The sequence below is a fragment of the Streptomyces rubrogriseus genome (assembly GCF_027947575.1).
Classification (GTDB): domain Bacteria; phylum Actinomycetota; class Actinomycetes; order Streptomycetales; family Streptomycetaceae; genus Streptomyces; species Streptomyces rubrogriseus.
This window is the reverse complement of record NZ_CP116256.1, coordinates 7,653,948-7,672,958: the sequence shown is the minus strand read 5'-3', so window position 1 is coordinate 7,672,958 and position 19,011 is coordinate 7,653,948. Positions and strand designations below refer to the sequence as shown.

The following is a 19,011-nucleotide window of genomic DNA, read 5'->3' as shown; positions in this document are numbered from 1 at the left end:
TCGACGGCGAAGAGGGCAGTATCTGGGTGCGTTGAGGGCGAGGCCTTGCGCACAGGTGGTGAGAACAACGAGGAGCGAACACGGTCCCCGAGAACCGCACTGGACATCAGTGTGCCAAGTGGCTACACTGACCCTTTGCGCTGCCTGTTAGCTGCCCCCTGCCCGTCACCAGGGGTCTGCCCTCGCCCGAGCACTGACGACCAGAGCATGCCTGACCTGGCTCTTTAGCCACATCAGGCACCCCCTGTCTCCGTGCACGGAAGAGGGGCCGGTACGCGCGTAGTGAGTCCGAGCCCTCGGAAGGACCCCCTCTTGGCCGCCTCGCGCAATGCCTCGACCGCGAATACGAACAACGCTGCCAGCACCGCCCCGCTGCGCATCTCCTTTGCAAAGATCAAGGAGCCCCTCGAGGTTCCGAACCTCCTGGCGCTGCAAACCGAGAGCTTCGACTGGCTCCTCGGCAACGACGCCTGGAAGGCTCGCGTCGAGTCGGCTCTGGAGTCCGGTCAGGACGTCCCCACCAAGTCCGGTCTGGAGGAGATCTTCGAGGAGATCTCCCCGATCGAGGACTTCTCCGGGTCGATGTCGCTGACGTTCCGCGACCACCGCTTCGAGCCCCCCAAGAACAGCATCGACGAGTGCAAGGACCGTGACTTCACGTACGCGGCCCCGCTCTTCGTCACCGCCGAGTTCACCAACAACGAGACCGGCGAGATCAAGTCCCAGACGGTCTTCATGGGCGACTTCCCGCTCATGACCAACAAGGGCACCTTCGTCATCAACGGCACCGAGCGTGTCGTCGTGTCGCAGCTGGTCCGTTCGCCGGGTGTCTACTTCGACTCCTCCATCGACAAGACGTCCGACAAGGACATCTTCTCCGCCAAGATCATCCCGTCCCGGGGTGCCTGGCTGGAGATGGAGATCGACAAGCGCGACATGGTCGGTGTGCGCATCGACCGCAAGCGCAAGCAGTCCGTGACCGTCCTCCTCAAGGCCCTCGGTTGGACCACCGAGCAGATCCTCGAGGAGTTCGGCGAGTACGAGTCCATGCGCGCCACCCTGGAGAAGGACCACACCCAGGGCCAGGACGACGCGCTGCTCGACATCTACCGCAAGCTGCGTCCGGGCGAGCCCCCCACGCGTGAGGCCGCGCAGACGCTGCTCGAGAACCTCTACTTCAACCCGAAGCGCTACGACCTCGCCAAGGTCGGCCGCTACAAGGTGAACAAGAAGCTCGGCGCGGACGAGCCGCTGGACGCCGGCGTGCTCACCACCGACGACGTCATCGCCACCATCAAGTACCTGGTGAAGCTGCACGCCGGTGAGACCGAGACGGTCGGCGAGTCGGGCCGGGAGATCGTCGTCGAGACCGACGACATCGACCACTTCGGCAACCGCCGCATCCGCAACGTCGGCGAGCTGATCCAGAACCAGGTCCGTACGGGTCTCGCCCGTATGGAGCGCGTCGTGCGCGAGCGCATGACCACCCAGGACGTCGAGGCGATCACGCCGCAGACCCTGATCAACATCCGGCCGGTCGTCGCCTCCATCAAGGAGTTCTTCGGCACCAGCCAGCTGTCCCAGTTCATGGACCAGAACAACCCGCTGTCGGGGCTGACGCACAAGCGTCGTCTGAACGCCCTCGGCCCGGGTGGTCTCTCCCGTGAGCGGGCCGGCTTCGAGGTCCGCGACGTGCACCCGTCGCACTACGGCCGCATGTGCCCGATCGAGACGCCCGAAGGCCCGAACATCGGTCTGATCGGCTCGCTCGCCTCGTACGGCCGCATCAACCCCTTCGGTTTCATCGAGACGCCCTACCGCAAGGTCGTCGAGGGCCAGGTCACCGACGACGTCGACTACCTGACCGCCGACGAGGAGGACCGCTTCGTCATCGCGCAGGCCAACGCCACGCTCAACGACGACATGCGGTTCGCCGAGGCCCGCGTCCTGGTCCGCCGTCGTGGCGGCGAGGTCGACTACGTCCCCGGTGACGACGTCGACTACATGGACGTCTCGCCGCGCCAGATGGTGTCGGTCGCGACCGCGATGATCCCGTTCCTCGAGCACGACGACGCCAACCGTGCCCTCATGGGCGCGAACATGATGCGTCAGGCGGTGCCGCTCATCAAGAGCGAGTCCCCGCTGGTCGGCACCGGCATGGAGTACCGCTCCGCCGCCGACGCCGGTGACGTGGTCAAGGCCGAGAAGGCGGGTGTGGTCCAGGAGGTCTCCGCGGACTACATCACCACGACCAACGACGACGGCACGTACATCACGTACCGCCTGGCCAAGTTCTCCCGGTCCAACCAGGGCACCTCGGTCAACCAGAAGGTCATCGTCGCCGAGGGCGACCGGGTCATCGAGGGCCAGGTCCTGGCCGACGGTCCGGCCACCGAGAACGGCGAGATGGCGCTCGGCAAGAACCTGCTGGTCGCGTTCATGCCGTGGGAGGGTCACAACTACGAGGACGCGATCATCCTGTCGCAGCGCCTCGTGCAGGACGACGTCCTCTCCTCGATCCACATCGAGGAGCACGAGGTCGACGCCCGTGACACCAAGCTCGGCCCCGAGGAGATCACCCGGGACATCCCGAACGTCTCCGAGGAGGTCCTCGCCGACCTCGACGAGCGCGGCATCATCCGCATCGGTGCCGAGGTCGTCGCCGGCGACATCCTGGTCGGCAAGGTCACGCCCAAGGGCGAGACGGAGCTGACCCCGGAGGAGCGCCTGCTCCGCGCGATCTTCGGTGAGAAGGCCCGTGAGGTCCGCGACACCTCGCTGAAGGTCCCGCACGGCGAGATCGGCAAGGTCATCGGCGTCCGCGTCTTCGACCGCGAGGAGGGCGACGAGCTTCCCCCCGGTGTGAACCAGCTGGTGCGCGTGTACGTCGCGCAGAAGCGCAAGATCACCGACGGTGACAAGCTCGCCGGCCGCCACGGCAACAAGGGCGTCATCTCCAAGATCAACCCGATCGAGGACATGCCGTTCCTGGAGGACGGCACGCCCGTCGACATCATCCTGAACCCGCTGGGTGTCCCGTCCCGAATGAACCCGGGGCAGGTCCTGGAGATCCACCTCGGCTGGCTCGCCAGCCGCGGCTGGGACGTCTCCGGCCTCGCGGAGGAGTGGGCGCAGCGCCTCCAGGTGATCGGCGCCGACAAGGTCGAGCCCGGCACCAACGTCGCCACCCCGGTCTTCGACGGTGCGCGCGAGGACGAGCTGGCCGGCCTGCTCCAGCACACCATCCCGAACCGCGACGGCGAGCGCATGGTGCTCCCGTCCGGCAAGGCGCGGCTGTTCGACGGCCGCAGCGGTGAGCCGTTCCCGGAGCCGATCTCGGTCGGCTACATGTACATCCTCAAGCTCCACCACCTGGTCGACGACAAGCTGCACGCCCGGTCGACCGGCCCGTACTCGATGATCACCCAGCAGCCGCTGGGTGGTAAGGCCCAGTTCGGTGGCCAGCGCTTCGGTGAGATGGAGGTGTGGGCGCTGGAGGCTTACGGCGCCGCGTACGCCCTCCAGGAGCTGCTGACCATCAAGTCCGACGACGTGACCGGCCGCGTGAAGGTCTACGAGGCCATCGTCAAGGGCGAGAACATCCCTGAGCCCGGCATCCCCGAGTCCTTCAAGGTGCTCATCAAGGAGATGCAGTCCCTGTGCCTCAACGTGGAGGTGCTGTCCTCGGACGGCATGTCCATCGAGATGCGTGACACCGACGAGGACGTCTTCCGCGCAGCGGAGGAGCTCGGCATCGACCTGTCCCGGCGCGAGCCGAGCAGCGTCGAAGAGGTCTGACGGGAGTCAGGCGGGGCCTGTCATCCACAGGCCCCGCCGATCCCGCGACCCCCGTTTCAGACCACAGACTTACAACCCTGAGAGGGATTGACGCATAGTGCTCGACGTCAACTTCTTCGACGAGCTCCGGATCGGTCTGGCCACCGCTGACGACATCCGTCAGTGGAGCCACGGCGAGGTCAAGAAGCCCGAGACCATCAACTACCGCACCCTCAAGCCCGAGAAGGACGGACTCTTCTGCGAGAAGATCTTCGGTCCGACCCGGGACTGGGAGTGCTACTGCGGCAAGTACAAGCGCGTCCGCTTCAAGGGCATCATCTGTGAGCGCTGCGGCGTCGAGGTCACTCGCGCCAAGGTGCGCCGTGAGCGGATGGGCCACATCGAGCTGGCCGCCCCCGTCACCCACATCTGGTACTTCAAGGGCGTCCCGTCGCGCCTGGGCTACCTGCTGGACCTGGCGCCGAAGGACCTCGAGAAGGTCATCTACTTCGCCGCGTACATGATCACCTTCGTGGACGAGGAGCGCCGCACGCGCGACCTGCCCTCGCTGGAGGCGCACGTCTCCGTCGAGCGCCAGCAGATCGAGCAGCGCCGCGACTCCGACCTGGAGGCCCGCGCCAAGAAGCTCGAGACCGACCTGGCCGAGCTGGAGGCCGAGGGCGCCAAGGCCGACGTGCGCCGCAAGGTGCGCGAGGGCGCCGAGCGCGAGATGAAGCAGCTGCGCGACCGTGCGCAGCGCGAGATCGACCGCCTCGACGAGGTGTGGAACCGGTTCAAGAACCTCAAGGTCCAGGACCTGGAGGGCGACGAGCTGCTCTACCGCGAGCTGCGCGACCGCTTCGGCACCTACTTCGACGGCTCGATGGGCGCCGCCGCGCTGCAGAAGCGCCTGGAGTCCTTCGACCTCGACGAGGAGGCCGAGCGCCTCCGCGAGATCATCCGCACCGGCAAGGGCCAGAAGAAGACCCGTGCGCTCAAGCGCCTCAAGGTCGTCTCCGCGTTCCTGCAGACCAGCAACAGCCCCAAGGGCATGGTGCTGGACTGCGTGCCGGTCATCCCGCCGGACCTGCGTCCGATGGTGCAGCTGGACGGTGGCCGCTTCGCGACCTCCGACCTGAACGACCTGTACCGCCGTGTCATCAACCGCAACAACCGCCTGAAGCGGCTTCTCGACCTCGGCGCGCCCGAGATCATCGTGAACAACGAGAAGCGCATGCTCCAGGAGGCCGTGGACGCCCTCTTCGACAACGGTCGTCGTGGTCGCCCGGTGACCGGTCCGGGTAACCGCCCGCTGAAGTCCCTGAGCGACATGCTCAAGGGCAAGCAGGGCCGCTTCCGTCAGAACCTGCTCGGCAAGCGAGTCGACTACTCGGCGCGTTCCGTCATCGTCGTCGGCCCGCAGCTGAAGCTGCACCAGTGCGGTCTGCCCAAGGCCATGGCGCTGGAGCTCTTCAAGCCGTTCGTGATGAAGCGCCTGGTCGACCTGAACCACGCGCAGAACATCAAGAGCGCCAAGCGCATGGTCGAGCGCGGCCGCACGGTCGTGTACGACGTGCTCGAAGAGGTCATCGCGGAGCACCCGGTTCTGCTGAACCGCGCGCCCACCCTGCACCGCCTCGGCATCCAGGCCTTCGAGCCGCAGCTGGTCGAGGGCAAGGCCATCCAGATCCACCCGCTCGTCTGCACCGCGTTCAACGCGGACTTCGACGGTGACCAGATGGCCGTGCACCTGCCGCTGTCCGCGGAGGCGCAGGCCGAGGCCCGCATCCTGATGCTGTCCTCGAACAACATCCTGAAGCCGGCCGACGGCCGTCCGGTGACGATGCCGACCCAGGACATGGTCCTCGGTCTGTTCTTCCTCACCACCGACGGCGAGGGCCGCGACCTCAAGGGTGAGGGCCGTGCCTTCGGGTCCGCCGCCGAGGCGATCATGGCGTTCGACGCGGGCGACCTGTCGCTCCAGTCGAAGGTCGACATCCGCTTCCCGGTGGGCACCATCCCGCCCCGCGGCTGGGAGCCCCCGGCCCGCGAGGAGGGTGAGCCGGAGTGGCAGCAGGGTGACACCTTCACCCTGAAGACCACGCTGGGCCGCGCGCTCTTCAACGAGCTGCTGCCCGAGGACTACCCGTTCGTCGACTACGAGGTCGGCAAGAAGCAGCTCTCCGAGATCGTCAACGACCTCGCCGAGCGCTACCCCAAGGTCATCGTGGCGGCGACGCTCGACAACCTGAAGGCGGCCGGCTTCTTCTGGGCGACCCGTTCCGGCGTCACCGTGGCCATCTCCGACGTCGTCGTTCCCGAGGCGAAGAAGGAGATCGTCAAGGGTTACGAGGCGCAGGACGAGAAGGTCCAGAAGCAGTACGAGCGCGGTCTGATCACCAAGGACGAGCGCACGCAGGAGCTCATCGCGATCTGGACCAAGGCGACCAACGAGGTCGCCGAGGCGATGAACGACAACTTCCCGAAGACCAACCCGATCTTCATGATGGTGAACTCGGGCGCACGAGGCAACATGATGCAGATGCGTCAGATCGCCGGTATGCGTGGTCTGGTGTCGAACGCGAAGAACGAGACGATCCCGCGTCCCATCAAGGCCTCCTTCCGTGAGGGCCTGTCCGTGCTGGAGTACTTCATCTCCACGCACGGTGCCCGTAAGGGTCTGGCGGACACCGCTCTGCGGACCGCCGACTCGGGTTACCTCACGCGTCGTCTGGTCGACGTCTCGCAGGACGTCATCATTCGCGAGGAGGACTGCGGCACCGAGCGCGGCCTCAAGCTGCCGATCGCCACGCGTGACGCGGACGGCACGCTGCGCAAGGCCGAGGACGTCGAGACCAGCGTGTACGCCCGCATGCTCGCCGAGGACGTCGTCATCGACGGCAAGGTGATCGCGCCGGCCAACGTCGACCTCGGTGACGTCCTGATCGACGCCCTGGTCGCCCACGGCGTCGAGGAGGTCAAGACCCGCTCGATCCTGACCTGCGAGTCCCAGGTCGGCACCTGCGCCATGTGCTACGGCCGCTCGCTGGCCACCGGCAAGCTGGTCGACATCGGTGAGGCGGTCGGCATCATCGCCGCCCAGTCCATCGGTGAGCCCGGCACCCAGCTGACGATGCGTACCTTCCACACCGGTGGTGTGGCCGGTGACGACATCACGCAGGGTCTGCCGCGTGTCGTCGAGCTCTTCGAGGCCCGTACCCCGAAGGGCGTCGCCCCGATCTCCGAGGCCTCCGGCCGCGTCCGGATCGAGGAGACCGAGAAGACGAAGAAGATCGTCGTCACCCCCGACGACGGCAGCGACGAGACGGCGTTCCCGATCTCGAAGCGTGCCCGTCTGCTGGTGGGCGAGGGCGACCACGTCGAGGTGGGCCAGAAGCTCACCGTGGGTGCCACCAACCCGCACGACGTGCTGCGGATCCTCGGTCAGCGCGCGGTCCAGGTCCACCTGGTCGGCGAGGTCCAGAAGGTCTACAACTCGCAGGGCGTGTCGATCCACGACAAGCACATCGAGATCATCATCCGGCAGATGCTGCGCCGCGTGACGATCATCGAGTCCGGCGACGCCGAGCTGCTGCCCGGCGAGCTGGTCGAGCGCACGAAGTTCGAGACCGAGAACCGTCGTGTGGTCCAGGAGGGCGGTCACCCGGCCTCCGGTCGTCCGCAGCTGATGGGTATCACCAAGGCCTCGCTGGCGACGGAATCCTGGCTGTCGGCCGCCTCCTTCCAGGAGACGACCCGAGTCCTGACGGACGCGGCGATCAACGCCAAGTCCGACAGCCTCATCGGCCTCAAGGAGAACGTCATCATCGGTAAGCTCATCCCGGCCGGTACGGGCCTGTCCCGCTACCGCAACATCCGGGTGGAGCCGACCGAGGAGGCCAAGGCCGCGATGTACTCGGCCGTCGGCTACGACGACATCGACTACTCGCCGTTCGGCACGGGCTCCGGCCAGGCCGTTCCGCTGGAGGACTACGACTACGGTCCGTACAACCAGTAAGCGGGCAGCTTGATACGACCGAAGGGCGGTCACCCCGTGGGGTGGCCGCCCTTCGGCGTGCCGTGCCCGGAGGGCACGGGGTACGGGCTGGCGGGGCCGTGGGTGGCGGCGCTCGCCGTGCTGGCGCTGCTCGTCCACCTGTGGCGGGAGGGCGTCCGAGGACCCATGCCGGCCGCCGCCGTGCCCTTCGTGCTGGGCGCGGTCTTCGGCGTCCGCTTCCTGTGGTCCGCGGTGTTCCTCGCCGACGACTTGCGGAGCCGGATCGTCATGGCGGTCTCAGGAGTGCTGCTGCCCGCGCAGGAGGGCGCCCGCAACGTACTTCTCGCGCTGAGCCTGACGGGTGCGGTGCTCGGCTGTGTCGGCGGGGCGGCGCTGGTCTGACCGCCCCGCGGCTCTCCTACGGCACGCCCAGTTCGAAGATGACGTAGTGGGCGTACCAGCCGGAGGCGATCGCGGTCGTGGTGAAGAAGACGATCAGGCTCGGGAGCTTCAGGCGGCTCAGGGCCGCGGCCGGGGCCAGCAGGAGGGGGAAGGCGGGGAGCAGGTAGCGCATGGTGTTGCCGAACATCTGCTGGGTGCCCAGGACCGTGACGATCGTCGCCAGGGTGTAGGCGACCAGGACCAGCGGGGGCCTCTTGCGCAGCATCAGGGCGATGAGGAAGGGCAGCGCCAGGACCAGCTGGAGGGAGAGCAGGTCCGGGGTGGAGAAGGCGAAGGGGTAGTCGCCCCGGCCCACCGCGAGGTTGCGCAGCACGTCCCAGGTGTAGGCGCCGTAGTCGAAGAAGTGGGCCCAGCCCTCGCGCTGGAGGGTGAAGTAGGCCGTGGCCTCGCCGGTGCTCCAGCCGACCCAGGCGATGTAGGAGAGCAGGCCGAGCGGCGCGACGAGCATCGCGTACACGGGGCCGCGTAGGCCGTGCTCGCGCCGGGAGGCGGGGCGGGCCAGCGTGACCAGGGCGGCCAGCCCCACGGCGCCTATGAGGACGGCGGACGTGGGCCGGTTCAGGCCGGCCGTGAAGGCCAGCAGGCCCGCCGTCACCCAGCGGCCCTTCATCACGGCGTAGCAGGTCCAGGCGGCGATGGCGACGAACAGTGACTCGGAGTACACCGCCCACTCGACGCCCGCGCCGGGCGCCACCGCCCACAGCCCGGCGGCGACGGTGCCCGCCCGCGCCCCCGCGAGCAGCGAGATCACGGCGTAGATGCCGGCCGCGGCGATGAACGACGTGACGACGGAGACCAGGATGCCGGAGCCGTACAGGCCGAGGCCGGTGGACTCCGAGACCATGCGGATGAGCGCGGGGTAGAGCGGGAAGAACGCGACCGAGTTCTGCTGGACCGTGAACAGGCCGTCGCCGCCGAGCCGCACCAGGGAAGGGCTGTAGCCGTGCTCGGCGACCTGGAGGTACCACCAGCCGTCCCAGGTGGCCAGCACGTCCCACCAGTGGGCGCCGCCACCGAAGCGCGGGTTCTTCCCCCGGAAGTCCCCGGCGTGGGTGAGGAGGGTGGCGAAGACCCCGAGGCCGACGAGTTTGGTGACGCCGTAGAGCGCCAGCGGGGCGAGGTAGGGCCGGGCCCCGGGCGGGAGGGCGGGGAGCTGGCCGCGCCAGGAGCGTGCCGCCCCTCGCCGCCGGCCGGCCGTTCGCCGGTGCCGTCCGGCCCGTCCGTCACCGTGTCGTCGGCAGCCGTGTCCATGGCTGTCATCCCCCTCGGGCCACCCTCAAGCGTCAATTGCTGCCATAAGATCGCACAAGAGTCGCACATCTGTACTCAAGGTCATGAGGAGGGAGGCGCGGTGCCCGAGGGACGGGACGTGGAGCGGCACGCACCGGTCGTGCTGTCGGTCGTCATTCCGATGTTCAACGAGGAAGACGTCCTGCCCGCGCTGGTCACCAGGCTCCGTCCGGTCCTCGCGGAGCTGGGCGTCCCGCACGAGGTCGTCGCCGTCGACGACGGCAGCGGCGACCGCACGGCGGAGCTGCTGGACGCCTTCCGGCTGGGCTGGCCGGAACTGCGCGTGATCGCGCTGCGGCGCAATTCCGGCCATCAGGCGGCCCTCACGGCGGGCCTGGACCGGGCCCGCGGCGCCTACGTGGTCAGCCTGGACGCCGACCTCCAGGACCCGCCGGAGAAGATCCCCGACATGCTGGCGCTGGCCCGCGCCGAGGGCCTCGACATCGTGTACGGGGTCCGTGCTGACCGCAGCAGCGACTCCGGGTTCAAGCGGTTGACGGCGGGCGTCTACTACCGGCTCATGCGGCGTCTGGCGGGCCCGTCGGTCCCCGCCCAGGCGGGCGACTTCCGGCTGCTCAGCCGGGCCGCCGTGGAGGCCCTCAAGGCCCTGCCCGACCAGCAGCGTGTGTACCGGCTGCTGGTGCCCTGGCTGGGCTTCCCGAGCGGGCAGGTGACGTACGAGCGCGCGCCGCGTAAGGCGGGCCGCACGAAGTACCCGCTGGGCCGGATGATCCGCCTGGCGGTGGACAGCGTCACCGGCTTCTCCGCGGCCCCGCTGCGCATCGCCACCTGGCTGGGCGCCGGCGCCTTCCTGGTCTGCCTGGGGCTGCTGGTCTACACGCTGACCGCGTTCGCCCTGGGCCGCACGGTGCCCGGCTGGACCTCGCTGTTCACCGGCATCGTCTTCATCGGTGCCGTACAGCTGGTCTGTGTCGGCCTGCTGGGCGAGTATGTCGGGCGCATATACACGGCGGTGCAGAACCGGCCTACCTACTTCGTCCGCCACGACACGGCGGCGACCGCACCCGACCCCGCATCCGACCCCGCACCCGCCGACGCGGACGACGACGCGCCGAGCGTCCCGCTGCCGCGGGCCTGAGGCGGCCCTTGTCGATCAGGGCAAAGCGGGGTGAACCGGGCGGAGATGCCGGTGTCGCCCATTTGTTTTGACCGCAGCGAATGCGCTAGGTACGCTCAGACCTTGTGCCTGGGGTGTGCCCTGGCCCTCGTGCGTGTCTACAGCCGCACCGGGGCCGTGTGTGGCCACCGCATTTCGCGTCTCCTTCCGCCTCGCGGCCGGAGTTCGCGGCTTCGACACACCCGACCGCGTGGGTCGGTGACGTTCCAGGTTAGCTTCACCATTCGGCACACAGAAACCGGAGAAGTAGTGCCTACGATCCAGCAGCTGGTCCGGAAGGGCCGGCAGGACAAGGTCGAGAAGAACAAGACGCCCGCACTCGAGGGTTCGCCCCAGCGCCGTGGCGTCTGCACGCGTGTGTTCACGACCACCCCGAAGAAGCCGAACTCGGCCCTGCGTAAGGTCGCGCGTGTGCGTCTGACCAGCGGGATCGAGGTCACCGCTTACATTCCGGGTGAGGGGCACAACCTGCAGGAGCACTCCATCGTGCTCGTGCGCGGCGGCCGTGTGAAGGACCTGCCGGGTGTTCGCTACAAGATCATCCGCGGTTCGCTTGACACCCAGGGTGTGAAGAACCGCAAGCAGGCCCGCAGCCGCTACGGCGCCAAGAAGGAGAAGTAAGAATGCCTCGTAAGGGCCCCGCCCCGAAGCGCCCGGTCATCATCGACCCGGTCTACGGTTCTCCTCTGGTGACCTCCCTGATCAACAAGGTGCTGCTGAACGGCAAGCGCTCCACCGCCGAGCGCATCGTCTACGGCGCCATGGAGGGCCTGCGCGAGAAGACCGGCAACGACCCGGTCATCACGCTGAAGCGCGCTCTCGAGAACATCAAGCCGACCCTCGAGGTCAAGTCCCGCCGTGTCGGTGGCGCGACCTACCAGGTCCCGATCGAGGTCAAGCCGGGCCGTGCGAACACGCTCGCCCTGCGCTGGCTGGTCGGCTACTCCCGCGCCCGTCGCGAGAAGACCATGACCGAGCGTCTGCTCAACGAGCTCCTCGACGCCTCCAACGGCCTGGGTGCCGCTGTGAAGAAGCGCGAGGACACGCACAAGATGGCCGAGTCCAACAAGGCCTTCGCGCACTACCGCTGGTAGTCGCTACCCACATCGAGACCGAGAGAAGACTGAAGCCTTATGGCTACCACTTCACTTGACCTGGCCAAGGTCCGCAACATCGGGATCATGGCCCACATCGACGCGGGCAAGACGACCACCACCGAGCGGATCCTGTTCTACACCGGTGTGTCGTACAAGATCGGTGAGGTCCACGACGGCGCCGCCACGATGGACTGGATGGAGCAGGAGCAGGAGCGTGGCATCACGATCACGTCTGCTGCGACCACCTGTCACTGGCCGCTCGAGGACAACGACTACACGATCAACATCATCGACACCCCGGGACACGTCGACTTCACCGTCGAGGTGGAGCGTTCCCTGCGTGTGCTCGACGGTGCCGTGACCGTGTTCGACGGTGTCGCCGGTGTCGAGCCGCAGTCCGAGACGGTGTGGCGTCAGGCCGACCGTTACGGCGTGCCCCGCATCTGCTTCGTGAACAAGCTGGACCGCACCGGCGCCGAGTTCCACCGCTGCGTGGACATGATCTCGGACCGCCTGGGCGCCCAGCCGCTGGTCATGCAGCTCCCGATCGGTGCCGAGGCCGACTTCCAGGGCGTCGTGGACCTGGTCCGCATGAAGGCGCTGGTGTGGTCCGCCGACGCGGCCAAGGGCGAGATGTACGACGTCGTCGACATCCCGGCCACGCACACCGAGGCCGCCGAGGAGTGGCGCGGCAAGCTGGTCGAGGCCGTCGCGGAGAACGACGAAGAGGTCATGGAGCTGTTCCTGGAGGGCCAGGAGCCCACCGAGGAGCAGCTGTACGCCGCGATCCGTCGCATCACCATCGCCTCCGGCAAGTCCAGCGACACCACGGTCACCCCGGTGTTCTGCGGCACCGCGTTCAAGAACAAGGGCGTCCAGCCCCTGCTCGACGCGGTCGTGCGCTACCTGCCGACCCCGCTCGACGTCGAGGCCATCGAGGGCCACGACGTCAAGGACCCCGAGGTCGTCGTCAAGCGCAAGCCGTCGGAGGACGAGCCGCTCGCCGCGCTCGCCTTCAAGATCATGAGCGACCCGCACCTCGGCAAGCTCACCTTCGTCCGGGTGTACTCCGGCCGCCTGGTGTCCGGCACCGCGGTGCTGAACTCCGTCAAGGGCCGCAAGGAGCGCATCGGCAAGATCTACCGCATGCACGCCAACAAGCGTGAGGAGATCGAGTCGGTGGGCGCCGGTGACATCGTCGCCGTCATGGGCCTGAAGCAGACCACCACCGGTGAGACGCTGTCCGACGACAAGAGCCCGGTCATCCTGGAGTCCATGGACTTCCCGGCCCCGGTCATCCAGGTCGCCATCGAGCCCAAGTCGAAGGGCGACCAGGAGAAGCTCGGCGTCGCGATCCAGCGCCTGGCCGAGGAGGACCCCTCCTTCCAGGTCCACACCAACGAGGAGACCGGCCAGACCATCATCGGTGGTATGGGCGAGCTGCACCTCGAGGTGCTGGTCGACCGCATGCGCCGTGAGTTCAAGGTCGAGGCCAACGTCGGCAAGCCTCAGGTCGCCTACCGTGAGACGATCCGCAAGACCGTCGAGCGCGTGGACTACACCCACAAGAAGCAGACCGGTGGTACCGGTCAGTTCGCCAAGGTGCAGATCGCGATCGAGCCGATCGAGGGCGGCGACGCCTCGTACGAGTTCGTGAACAAGGTGACCGGTGGCCGCATCCCGAAGGAGTACATCCCTTCGGTGGACGCCGGTGCCCAGGAGGCCATGCAGTTCGGCATCCTGGCCGGCTACGAGATGACGGGCGTCCGCGTCACGCTCATCGACGGTGGCTACCACGAGGTCGACTCCTCCGAGCTCGCCTTCAAGATCGCCGGTTCGCAGGCCTTCAAGGAGGCCGCGCGCAAGGCTTCGCCCGTGCTCCTCGAGCCGATGATGGCCGTCGAGGTCACCACGCCCGAGGACTACATGGGCGACGTCATCGGTGACATCAACTCCCGCCGTGGCCAGATCCAGGCCATGGAGGAGCGGATGGGTGCCCGCGTCGTGAAGGGCCTCGTGCCGCTGTCGGAGATGTTCGGCTACGTCGGAGACCTCCGCAGCAAGACGTCGGGTCGCGCAAGCTACTCGATGCAGTTCGACTCCTACGCCGAGGTTCCCCGGAACGTCGCCGAGGAGATCATCGCGAAGGCCAAGGGCGAGTAACGGGCTACTCCGTTTAACGGACCCCGTTCTCACGCTTTAGGCTTGACCCCGGAGCCTGCATGGGGCATTCCGCCGCGAACCCGGCGGAATGCCCCCGGCACCCGGGCTTTCCAGCAAAGATCACCTGGCGCCGATGAGTAAGGCGTACAGAACCACTCCACAGGAGGACCCCAGTGGCGAAGGCGAAGTTCGAGCGGACTAAGCCGCACGTCAACATCGGCACCATCGGTCACATCGACCACGGTAAGACGACCCTCACGGCCGCCATTACCAAGGTGCTGCACGACGCGTACCCGGACATCAACGAGGCGTCGGCGTTCGACCAGATCGACAAGGCTCCCGAAGAGCGCCAGCGCGGTATCACCATCTCGATCGCGCACGTCGAGTACCAGACCGAGGCGCGTCACTACGCCCACGTCGACTGCCCCGGTCACGCCGACTACATCAAGAACATGATCACGGGTGCCGCGCAGATGGACGGCGCCATCCTCGTGGTCGCCGCCACCGACGGCCCGATGCCGCAGACCAAGGAGCACGTGCTCCTGGCCCGCCAGGTCGGCGTTCCGTACATCGTCGTCGCCCTGAACAAGGCCGACATGGTGGACGACGAGGAGATCCTGGAGCTCGTCGAGCTCGAGGTGCGTGAGCTCCTCTCCGAGTACGAGTTCCCGGGCGACGACGTTCCCGTCGTCAAGGTCTCCGCTCTGAAGGCCCTCGAGGGCGACAAGGAGTGGGGCAACTCGGTCCTCGAGCTCATGAAGGCCGTGGACGAGGCCATCCCGGAGCCCGAGCGCGACGTCGACAAGCCGTTCCTGATGCCGATCGAGGACGTCTTCACCATCACCGGTCGCGGTACGGTCGTCACCGGCCGCATCGAGCGTGGTGTCCTCAAGGTCAACGAGACCGTCGACATCATCGGCATCAAGACCGAGAAGACCACCACCACGGTCACCGGCATCGAGATGTTCCGGAAGCTCCTCGACGAGGGCCAGGCCGGTGAGAACGTCGGTCTGCTGCTTCGCGGCATCAAGCGCGAGGACGTCGAGCGCGGCCAGGTCATCATCAAGCCGGGCTCGGTCACCCCGCACACCGAGTTCGAGGCCCAGGCCTACATCCTGTCGAAGGACGAGGGTGGCCGTCACACCCCCTTCTTCAACAACTACCGTCCGCAGTTCTACTTCCGTACGACGGACGTGACCGGCGTCGTGACCCTCCCCGAGGGCACCGAGATGGTCATGCCGGGTGACAACACCGAGATGAAGGTGGAGCTCATCCAGCCCGTCGCCATGGAAGAGGGCCTGAAGTTCGCCATCCGCGAGGGTGGCCGGACCGTGGGCGCCGGCCAGGTCACCAAGATCAACAAGTAAGCTCCGCTTGCTTGTCGGTCGACCCGACCTGACATGGGCTGATGCCTGAAAGGGCCCGTACGACTTCGGTCGTACGGGCCCTTTCGTCGTGATCGTCCGGTGGACGGTGCCCGGCCGATGATGGGACACCGTGGCCGCCGGCGTGGTCCGGACGCGCGTCGGGCGGGACGACGGCACCGGGCGGCCGCGCGCCGGGTCCAGGCCGCTGAGGCAGTCGCCCTGCCGGAGTGCCGCGGCCCTGCGCAGCCGGGCCACCGCCTCTTCCCGGTCCCCGGGCTTCGGCGCGTATTGCGGAACGCGAGGGAATCTCGATAGGCGGACGCCGTTTCCCGAGTGTTCGCCTCCCCCCGCCCCCTCGCTGCATGCGCCGTGCTGGCGCCGTGCCACCCGTTCCGCCGTGTCACCCGGCGTGCCGCCGCAGCGCCATCGCGGCCGGGACGACCGACGCGGTGGCCGCGAGCACCGCGCAGACACCCGCGACCGTGCCCGCGGCCGCCCACGGCATTACCGGCGGGGCGGGCACCGAGAGAAGGGCGAGCGCCGCCCACATCCCGGCCAGGTCGAGCCCGGCGACGGCCAGGCCCAGGACGGTGCCGACCGCGACCACCGTCAGGGACTCGGCGGCCACCACGCGCAGCACCTGCCCGTCGGTGGCCCCGGCGAGGCGCAGGACCGCCTGCTCGCGGGCCCGGGCGGGCGCCGCCATCAGCACGGTGTTGACCACCGAGATCCCCGTGTAGAGCAGCGCGATGCCGAGGACCAGGAGGAGGCCCGCCCGCGTCGCGCCCTCGGAACCCGGGGACGCCGCGTCGGCCCACGCTTGCCCGCTCGACACCCGCCCGCCGGACGGCGCGACCGCCGCCCGCAGCCCGGCGGCGATCGCGTCGGGGTCGGCGCCGTCGGCGAGCGCGACGTCCACCCGGTCGACCGGGGCGCCGGCCGCGTTGGCCGCGGTGACGTAGACGCCGTTGTCACCGGTGCCGGTGTCCATCACGGCGGCGATGCGCAGCACCCGCTCGGTGCCGTCCCCGAGCCAGACCCGTACGCTCCGGCCCACCGTGTGCTCTCGCCACTCCTCGTTCACGATGATCGAGTGGTCGTCGAGGTCGGCGACCCGGCCCTCCGCCACCGGCAGCCGGCTGGTCGCCGCGAGGGCCCCGGGGTCGCCGACGGCTCGGGCTTCGGACCGGACGAGGGCCACGCCGTCCTCCAGGACGTACACCTCGCCCGCCGCGCTCGGGGAGATCCGCGCCCCGGGGACCGCGCTCAGGCGGTCCAGCGTCGCCGGGTCGAAGCCCGCGTCGGACGGCGCCGCGGCCACGAACGCCGCCGTGGTCCGGGCCCGGGTCTCGGCGGCCTTCGCCCCGTCCAGCGTCGCGACGGCGCCGAGCAGGGAGCCCGTGAGCGCGACCGTGACCAGCACGGGCGCCGCGAGGGCCGCGGTGCGGCGGACCCCGGTCGCGGCGTTCTCCCGGACCAGCAGGCCCGTGGCGCCCGGCAGGCGGGCCGGCAGCCGGGTGAGCAGCCGCGTCAGCGGGCGCACCACGACCGGTGCGAGCAGCGCGGCCGCGGTGATCAGCAGCATCGGCCGGGTGACGTAGGTCTTGCGGTGCAGCAGGTCGCCGGGGTCGGACGCGAGCGCGAGGACCAGCGTCACCAGCGCGGTCAGCAGCAGCGCCAGCCCGGACAGCCACCGCCCCCGGGTCGTCGACCCGGCGTCCGCCGCCGCTTCCCGCAGCGCTTCGACGGGGCCGGTGCGCCCCGCCCGCCAGGAGGCGGCGACCGCCCCGCACAGGGCGACCAGGAGCCCGGTCCAGAAGGCGAGGTGATAGGGCCAGGTGTGGTCGCCGAGGGTGAACCAGGCCGGGGCGAGGCCCTCGCCGACGACCCGGCGGGTCAGCGGCGGCGCCGCGTACGCGCCCAGCACGCAGCCGGTGCCGGAGGCGAGTACGCCGACCACGGCGGCCTCGGCGAGCACCGTCCGCCGCAGCTGGCCCGGCGTCGCGCCCGCGGTGCGCAGCAGCCCGAACTCCCGGCGGCGCTGGGCGACCGCGAAGGCGAAGGTGGAGGACACGACGAACACCGACACGAAGGCGGAGACGCCGCCGGCCGTGCCGAACAGGGCGTTGAGGGCGGTCAGCGCCTCCTCGTCCCGGTGCGGGTCGGCGTCCGCGTACCGCCGCTCGGCGCCGGTGAGCACCCGGACGCCCGCACCGTCCGGCACCCCGTCCCGTACGACCTCCCGCACCGTGTCCCGTACCGCGGAAGCCTCCGCGTCCACCGCCAACTGCACGCTGAGCGGGGCGAGGTCGGCGGCCCGTGCGTCGGTGAAGAAGACCGCGTCCTCGAAGCCGAGACCGGGTACGGTCCCCACCACCCGCAGAGTGCCCCGGTCCGTGCGCACCCGCTCGCCCGGCGCGGCCCAGCCGCCGGTGACGACGACCTCGTCGGCGGCGCGGGGCGCACGGCCGGCGTCGAGCCGGTACGGAGCGAACGCGGCGCTGGACCAGGGGTGGCCGACCAGCCCGCCGGGCCCGCCCCCGCCCCGCACGCGCACCGGGAAGGACCGGTCCTCGACGACGGTGCCGAGCCGCTCCAGCCGGGCCACGACCGCGGCCGGCACGGGGCGCACCCGGGCCTGCTCCGCCGTACGGTCGCCGGAGGGCGTCGGCACCCGCAGGGTGTCCTGCCCCCGGACCACCACCGGCGCCGCGGCGAACCGTTCCGGTGCCCGCTCGGGCGAGTCCAGCGAGGCCGCCAGGGCCCGGCCCGTCACGGCCAGCAGCGCGACCCCCAGCGCCAGCGCGACGAAGCTTCCGGTGAAGGTGACCCAGCGGGTGCGCAGCGTGCACAGGGCGACGGTCAGCACGGCGCGGCCTCCAGGCGGGTCATGCGGGTGGCGATGCCGTCCGGTCCGGAGCCGGTCAGCTCGTCGTGGACCCGGCCGTCGACGAGGAACAGCACGCGGTCGGCGTAGGAGGCGGCCACCGGATCGTGGGTGACCATGACGACCGTCCGGCCCTCGCCGTCGGCCATGGCGCGCAGCAGGGCCAGCACCTCCCGGCCGGCGCGCGAGTCCAGCGCCCCCGTCGGCTCGTCGGCGAACAGCACCTCCGGGCGGGTGATCAGCGCGCGGGCCAGGGCGACGCGTTGCTGCTGGCCGCCGGAGAGCTCGGCCGGCCGGTGCCGGGCGCGGTCGGCCAGCCCGACCTGGCGCAGCGCCTCGCGCACCCGGCCCCGCGGCGGGCGGCGTCCGGCCAGGCGCAGGGGGAGCGCCACGTTCTGCGCGGCGGTCAGCGACGGCAGCAGGTTGAACGCCTGGAAGACGAAGCCGACGCGTTCCCTGCGCAGCAGGGTCAGCCGACGCTGGCTCAGCCCGGTCAGCTCCGTGCCGCCGAGGACGACCGATCCCGACGTGGGCCGGTCCAGTCCGGCGGCGCACTGGAGCAGTGTCGACTTGCCCGAGCCCGAGGGGCCCATGACGGCGGTGAAGCTGCCGCGGCGCAGGGAGAGGGACACGTCGTCAAGGGCGGTCACGGTGCCGTCCCCCGCGCCGTACCGTCTGCTGACGGAACTCAGTCGGATCGCGTCGTCGCTGGTCATCAGTCTCCACTTCCAGATGTCCGAGCTGTCCGATGGGGTGCCCGGTGCGCCAACGAAACCGTGCGGGGCGGCATCGGCGCAGTGCGGCAGGGGCTAGAGCGGGGGTATGGCCTGCCC

Annotated in this window: 11 protein-coding genes; 8 read left to right on the top strand and 3 right to left on the bottom strand. The window is 69.3% G+C overall.

Annotated elements, in window-relative coordinates:
• Positions 1-312 precede the first annotated feature (312 nt).
• The 3 genes from rpoB (at position 313) to Sru02f_RS34435 (ending at position 8,176) form a co-directional block, all read left to right on the top strand.
• On the top strand, positions 313-3,798 hold the full coding sequence (rpoB, locus tag Sru02f_RS34445) for a DNA-directed RNA polymerase subunit beta (RefSeq protein WP_109034201.1): 3,486 nt from the start codon (positions 313-315) through the stop codon (positions 3,796-3,798).
• 97 nt (positions 3,799-3,895) lie between these two features.
• A complete protein-coding gene (locus Sru02f_RS34440) occupies positions 3,896-7,795 on the top strand; it encodes a DNA-directed RNA polymerase subunit beta' (protein ID WP_109034203.1) in 3,900 nt (1,299 codons plus the stop codon).
• A 36-nt stretch (positions 7,796-7,831) separates the two neighbouring features.
• Positions 7,832-8,176 (top strand): hypothetical protein, encoded by a 345-nt coding sequence (locus tag Sru02f_RS34435; RefSeq protein WP_244941918.1) that lies wholly within the window; start codon positions 7,832-7,834, stop codon positions 8,174-8,176.
• Between the two features lie 16 nt (positions 8,177-8,192).
• Here Sru02f_RS34435 and Sru02f_RS34430 read toward each other — a convergent pair whose 3' ends face one another.
• Positions 8,193-9,227, bottom strand: coding sequence for a hypothetical protein (locus tag Sru02f_RS34430; RefSeq protein ID WP_373103652.1), 1,035 nt, complete (start codon positions 9,225-9,227; stop codon positions 8,193-8,195).
• A 360-nt stretch (positions 9,228-9,587) separates the two neighbouring features.
• Between Sru02f_RS34430 and Sru02f_RS34425 the strand changes: the two genes are divergently transcribed.
• From Sru02f_RS34425 to tuf, 5 genes are all read left to right on the top strand, one after another.
• Positions 9,588-10,625, top strand: coding sequence for a glycosyltransferase family 2 protein (locus Sru02f_RS34425; protein ID WP_244941919.1), 1,038 nt, complete (start codon positions 9,588-9,590; stop codon positions 10,623-10,625).
• 288 nt (positions 10,626-10,913) lie between these two features.
• Positions 10,914-11,285 carry a 30S ribosomal protein S12 gene (rpsL, locus tag Sru02f_RS34420; protein ID WP_003948652.1) on the top strand — a complete coding sequence of 124 codons (372 nt, stop codon included), beginning with the start codon at positions 10,914-10,916 and terminating at the stop codon, positions 11,283-11,285.
• Between the two features lie 2 nt (positions 11,286-11,287).
• A complete protein-coding gene (gene rpsG, locus Sru02f_RS34415) occupies positions 11,288-11,758 on the top strand; it encodes a 30S ribosomal protein S7 (RefSeq protein WP_003974303.1) in 471 nt (156 codons plus the stop codon).
• 39 nt (positions 11,759-11,797) lie between these two features.
• Entirely contained in the window at positions 11,798-13,924 is a 2,127-nt protein-coding gene (gene fusA / locus Sru02f_RS34410; RefSeq protein WP_109034207.1) for an elongation factor G, read from the top strand.
• Positions 13,925-14,097: 173 nt separating this feature from the next.
• Positions 14,098-15,291, top strand: coding sequence for an elongation factor Tu (tuf, locus tag Sru02f_RS34405; RefSeq protein WP_011029795.1), 1,194 nt, complete (start codon positions 14,098-14,100; stop codon positions 15,289-15,291).
• A 400-nt stretch (positions 15,292-15,691) separates the two neighbouring features.
• On the opposite strand, the gene Sru02f_RS34400 is transcribed toward tuf, so the two are convergent.
• Positions 15,692-18,160 (bottom strand): ABC transporter permease, encoded by a 2,469-nt coding sequence (locus tag Sru02f_RS34400; RefSeq protein ID WP_167469742.1) that lies wholly within the window; start codon positions 18,158-18,160, stop codon positions 15,692-15,694.
• A complete protein-coding gene (locus Sru02f_RS34395) occupies positions 18,154-18,894 on the bottom strand; it encodes an ABC transporter ATP-binding protein (protein ID WP_109034209.1) in 741 nt (246 codons plus the stop codon). Before Sru02f_RS34395 ends, Sru02f_RS34400 begins: the two co-directional genes overlap by 7 nt.
• Positions 18,895-19,011: the final 117 nt, after the last annotated feature.

Bases quoted from the DNA above. Each gene is read 5' to 3' on its own strand.
- rpsG (WP_003974303.1), top strand. From the start codon at position 11,288: ATGCCTCGTAAGGGCCCCGCCCCGAAGCGCCCGGTCATCATCGACCCG.
- Sru02f_RS34395 (WP_109034209.1), bottom strand. From the start codon at position 18,894: ATGACCAGCGACGACGCGATCCGACTGAGTTCCGTCAGCAGACGGTAC.
- fusA (WP_109034207.1), top strand. From the start codon at position 11,798: ATGGCTACCACTTCACTTGACCTGGCCAAGGTCCGCAACATCGGGATC.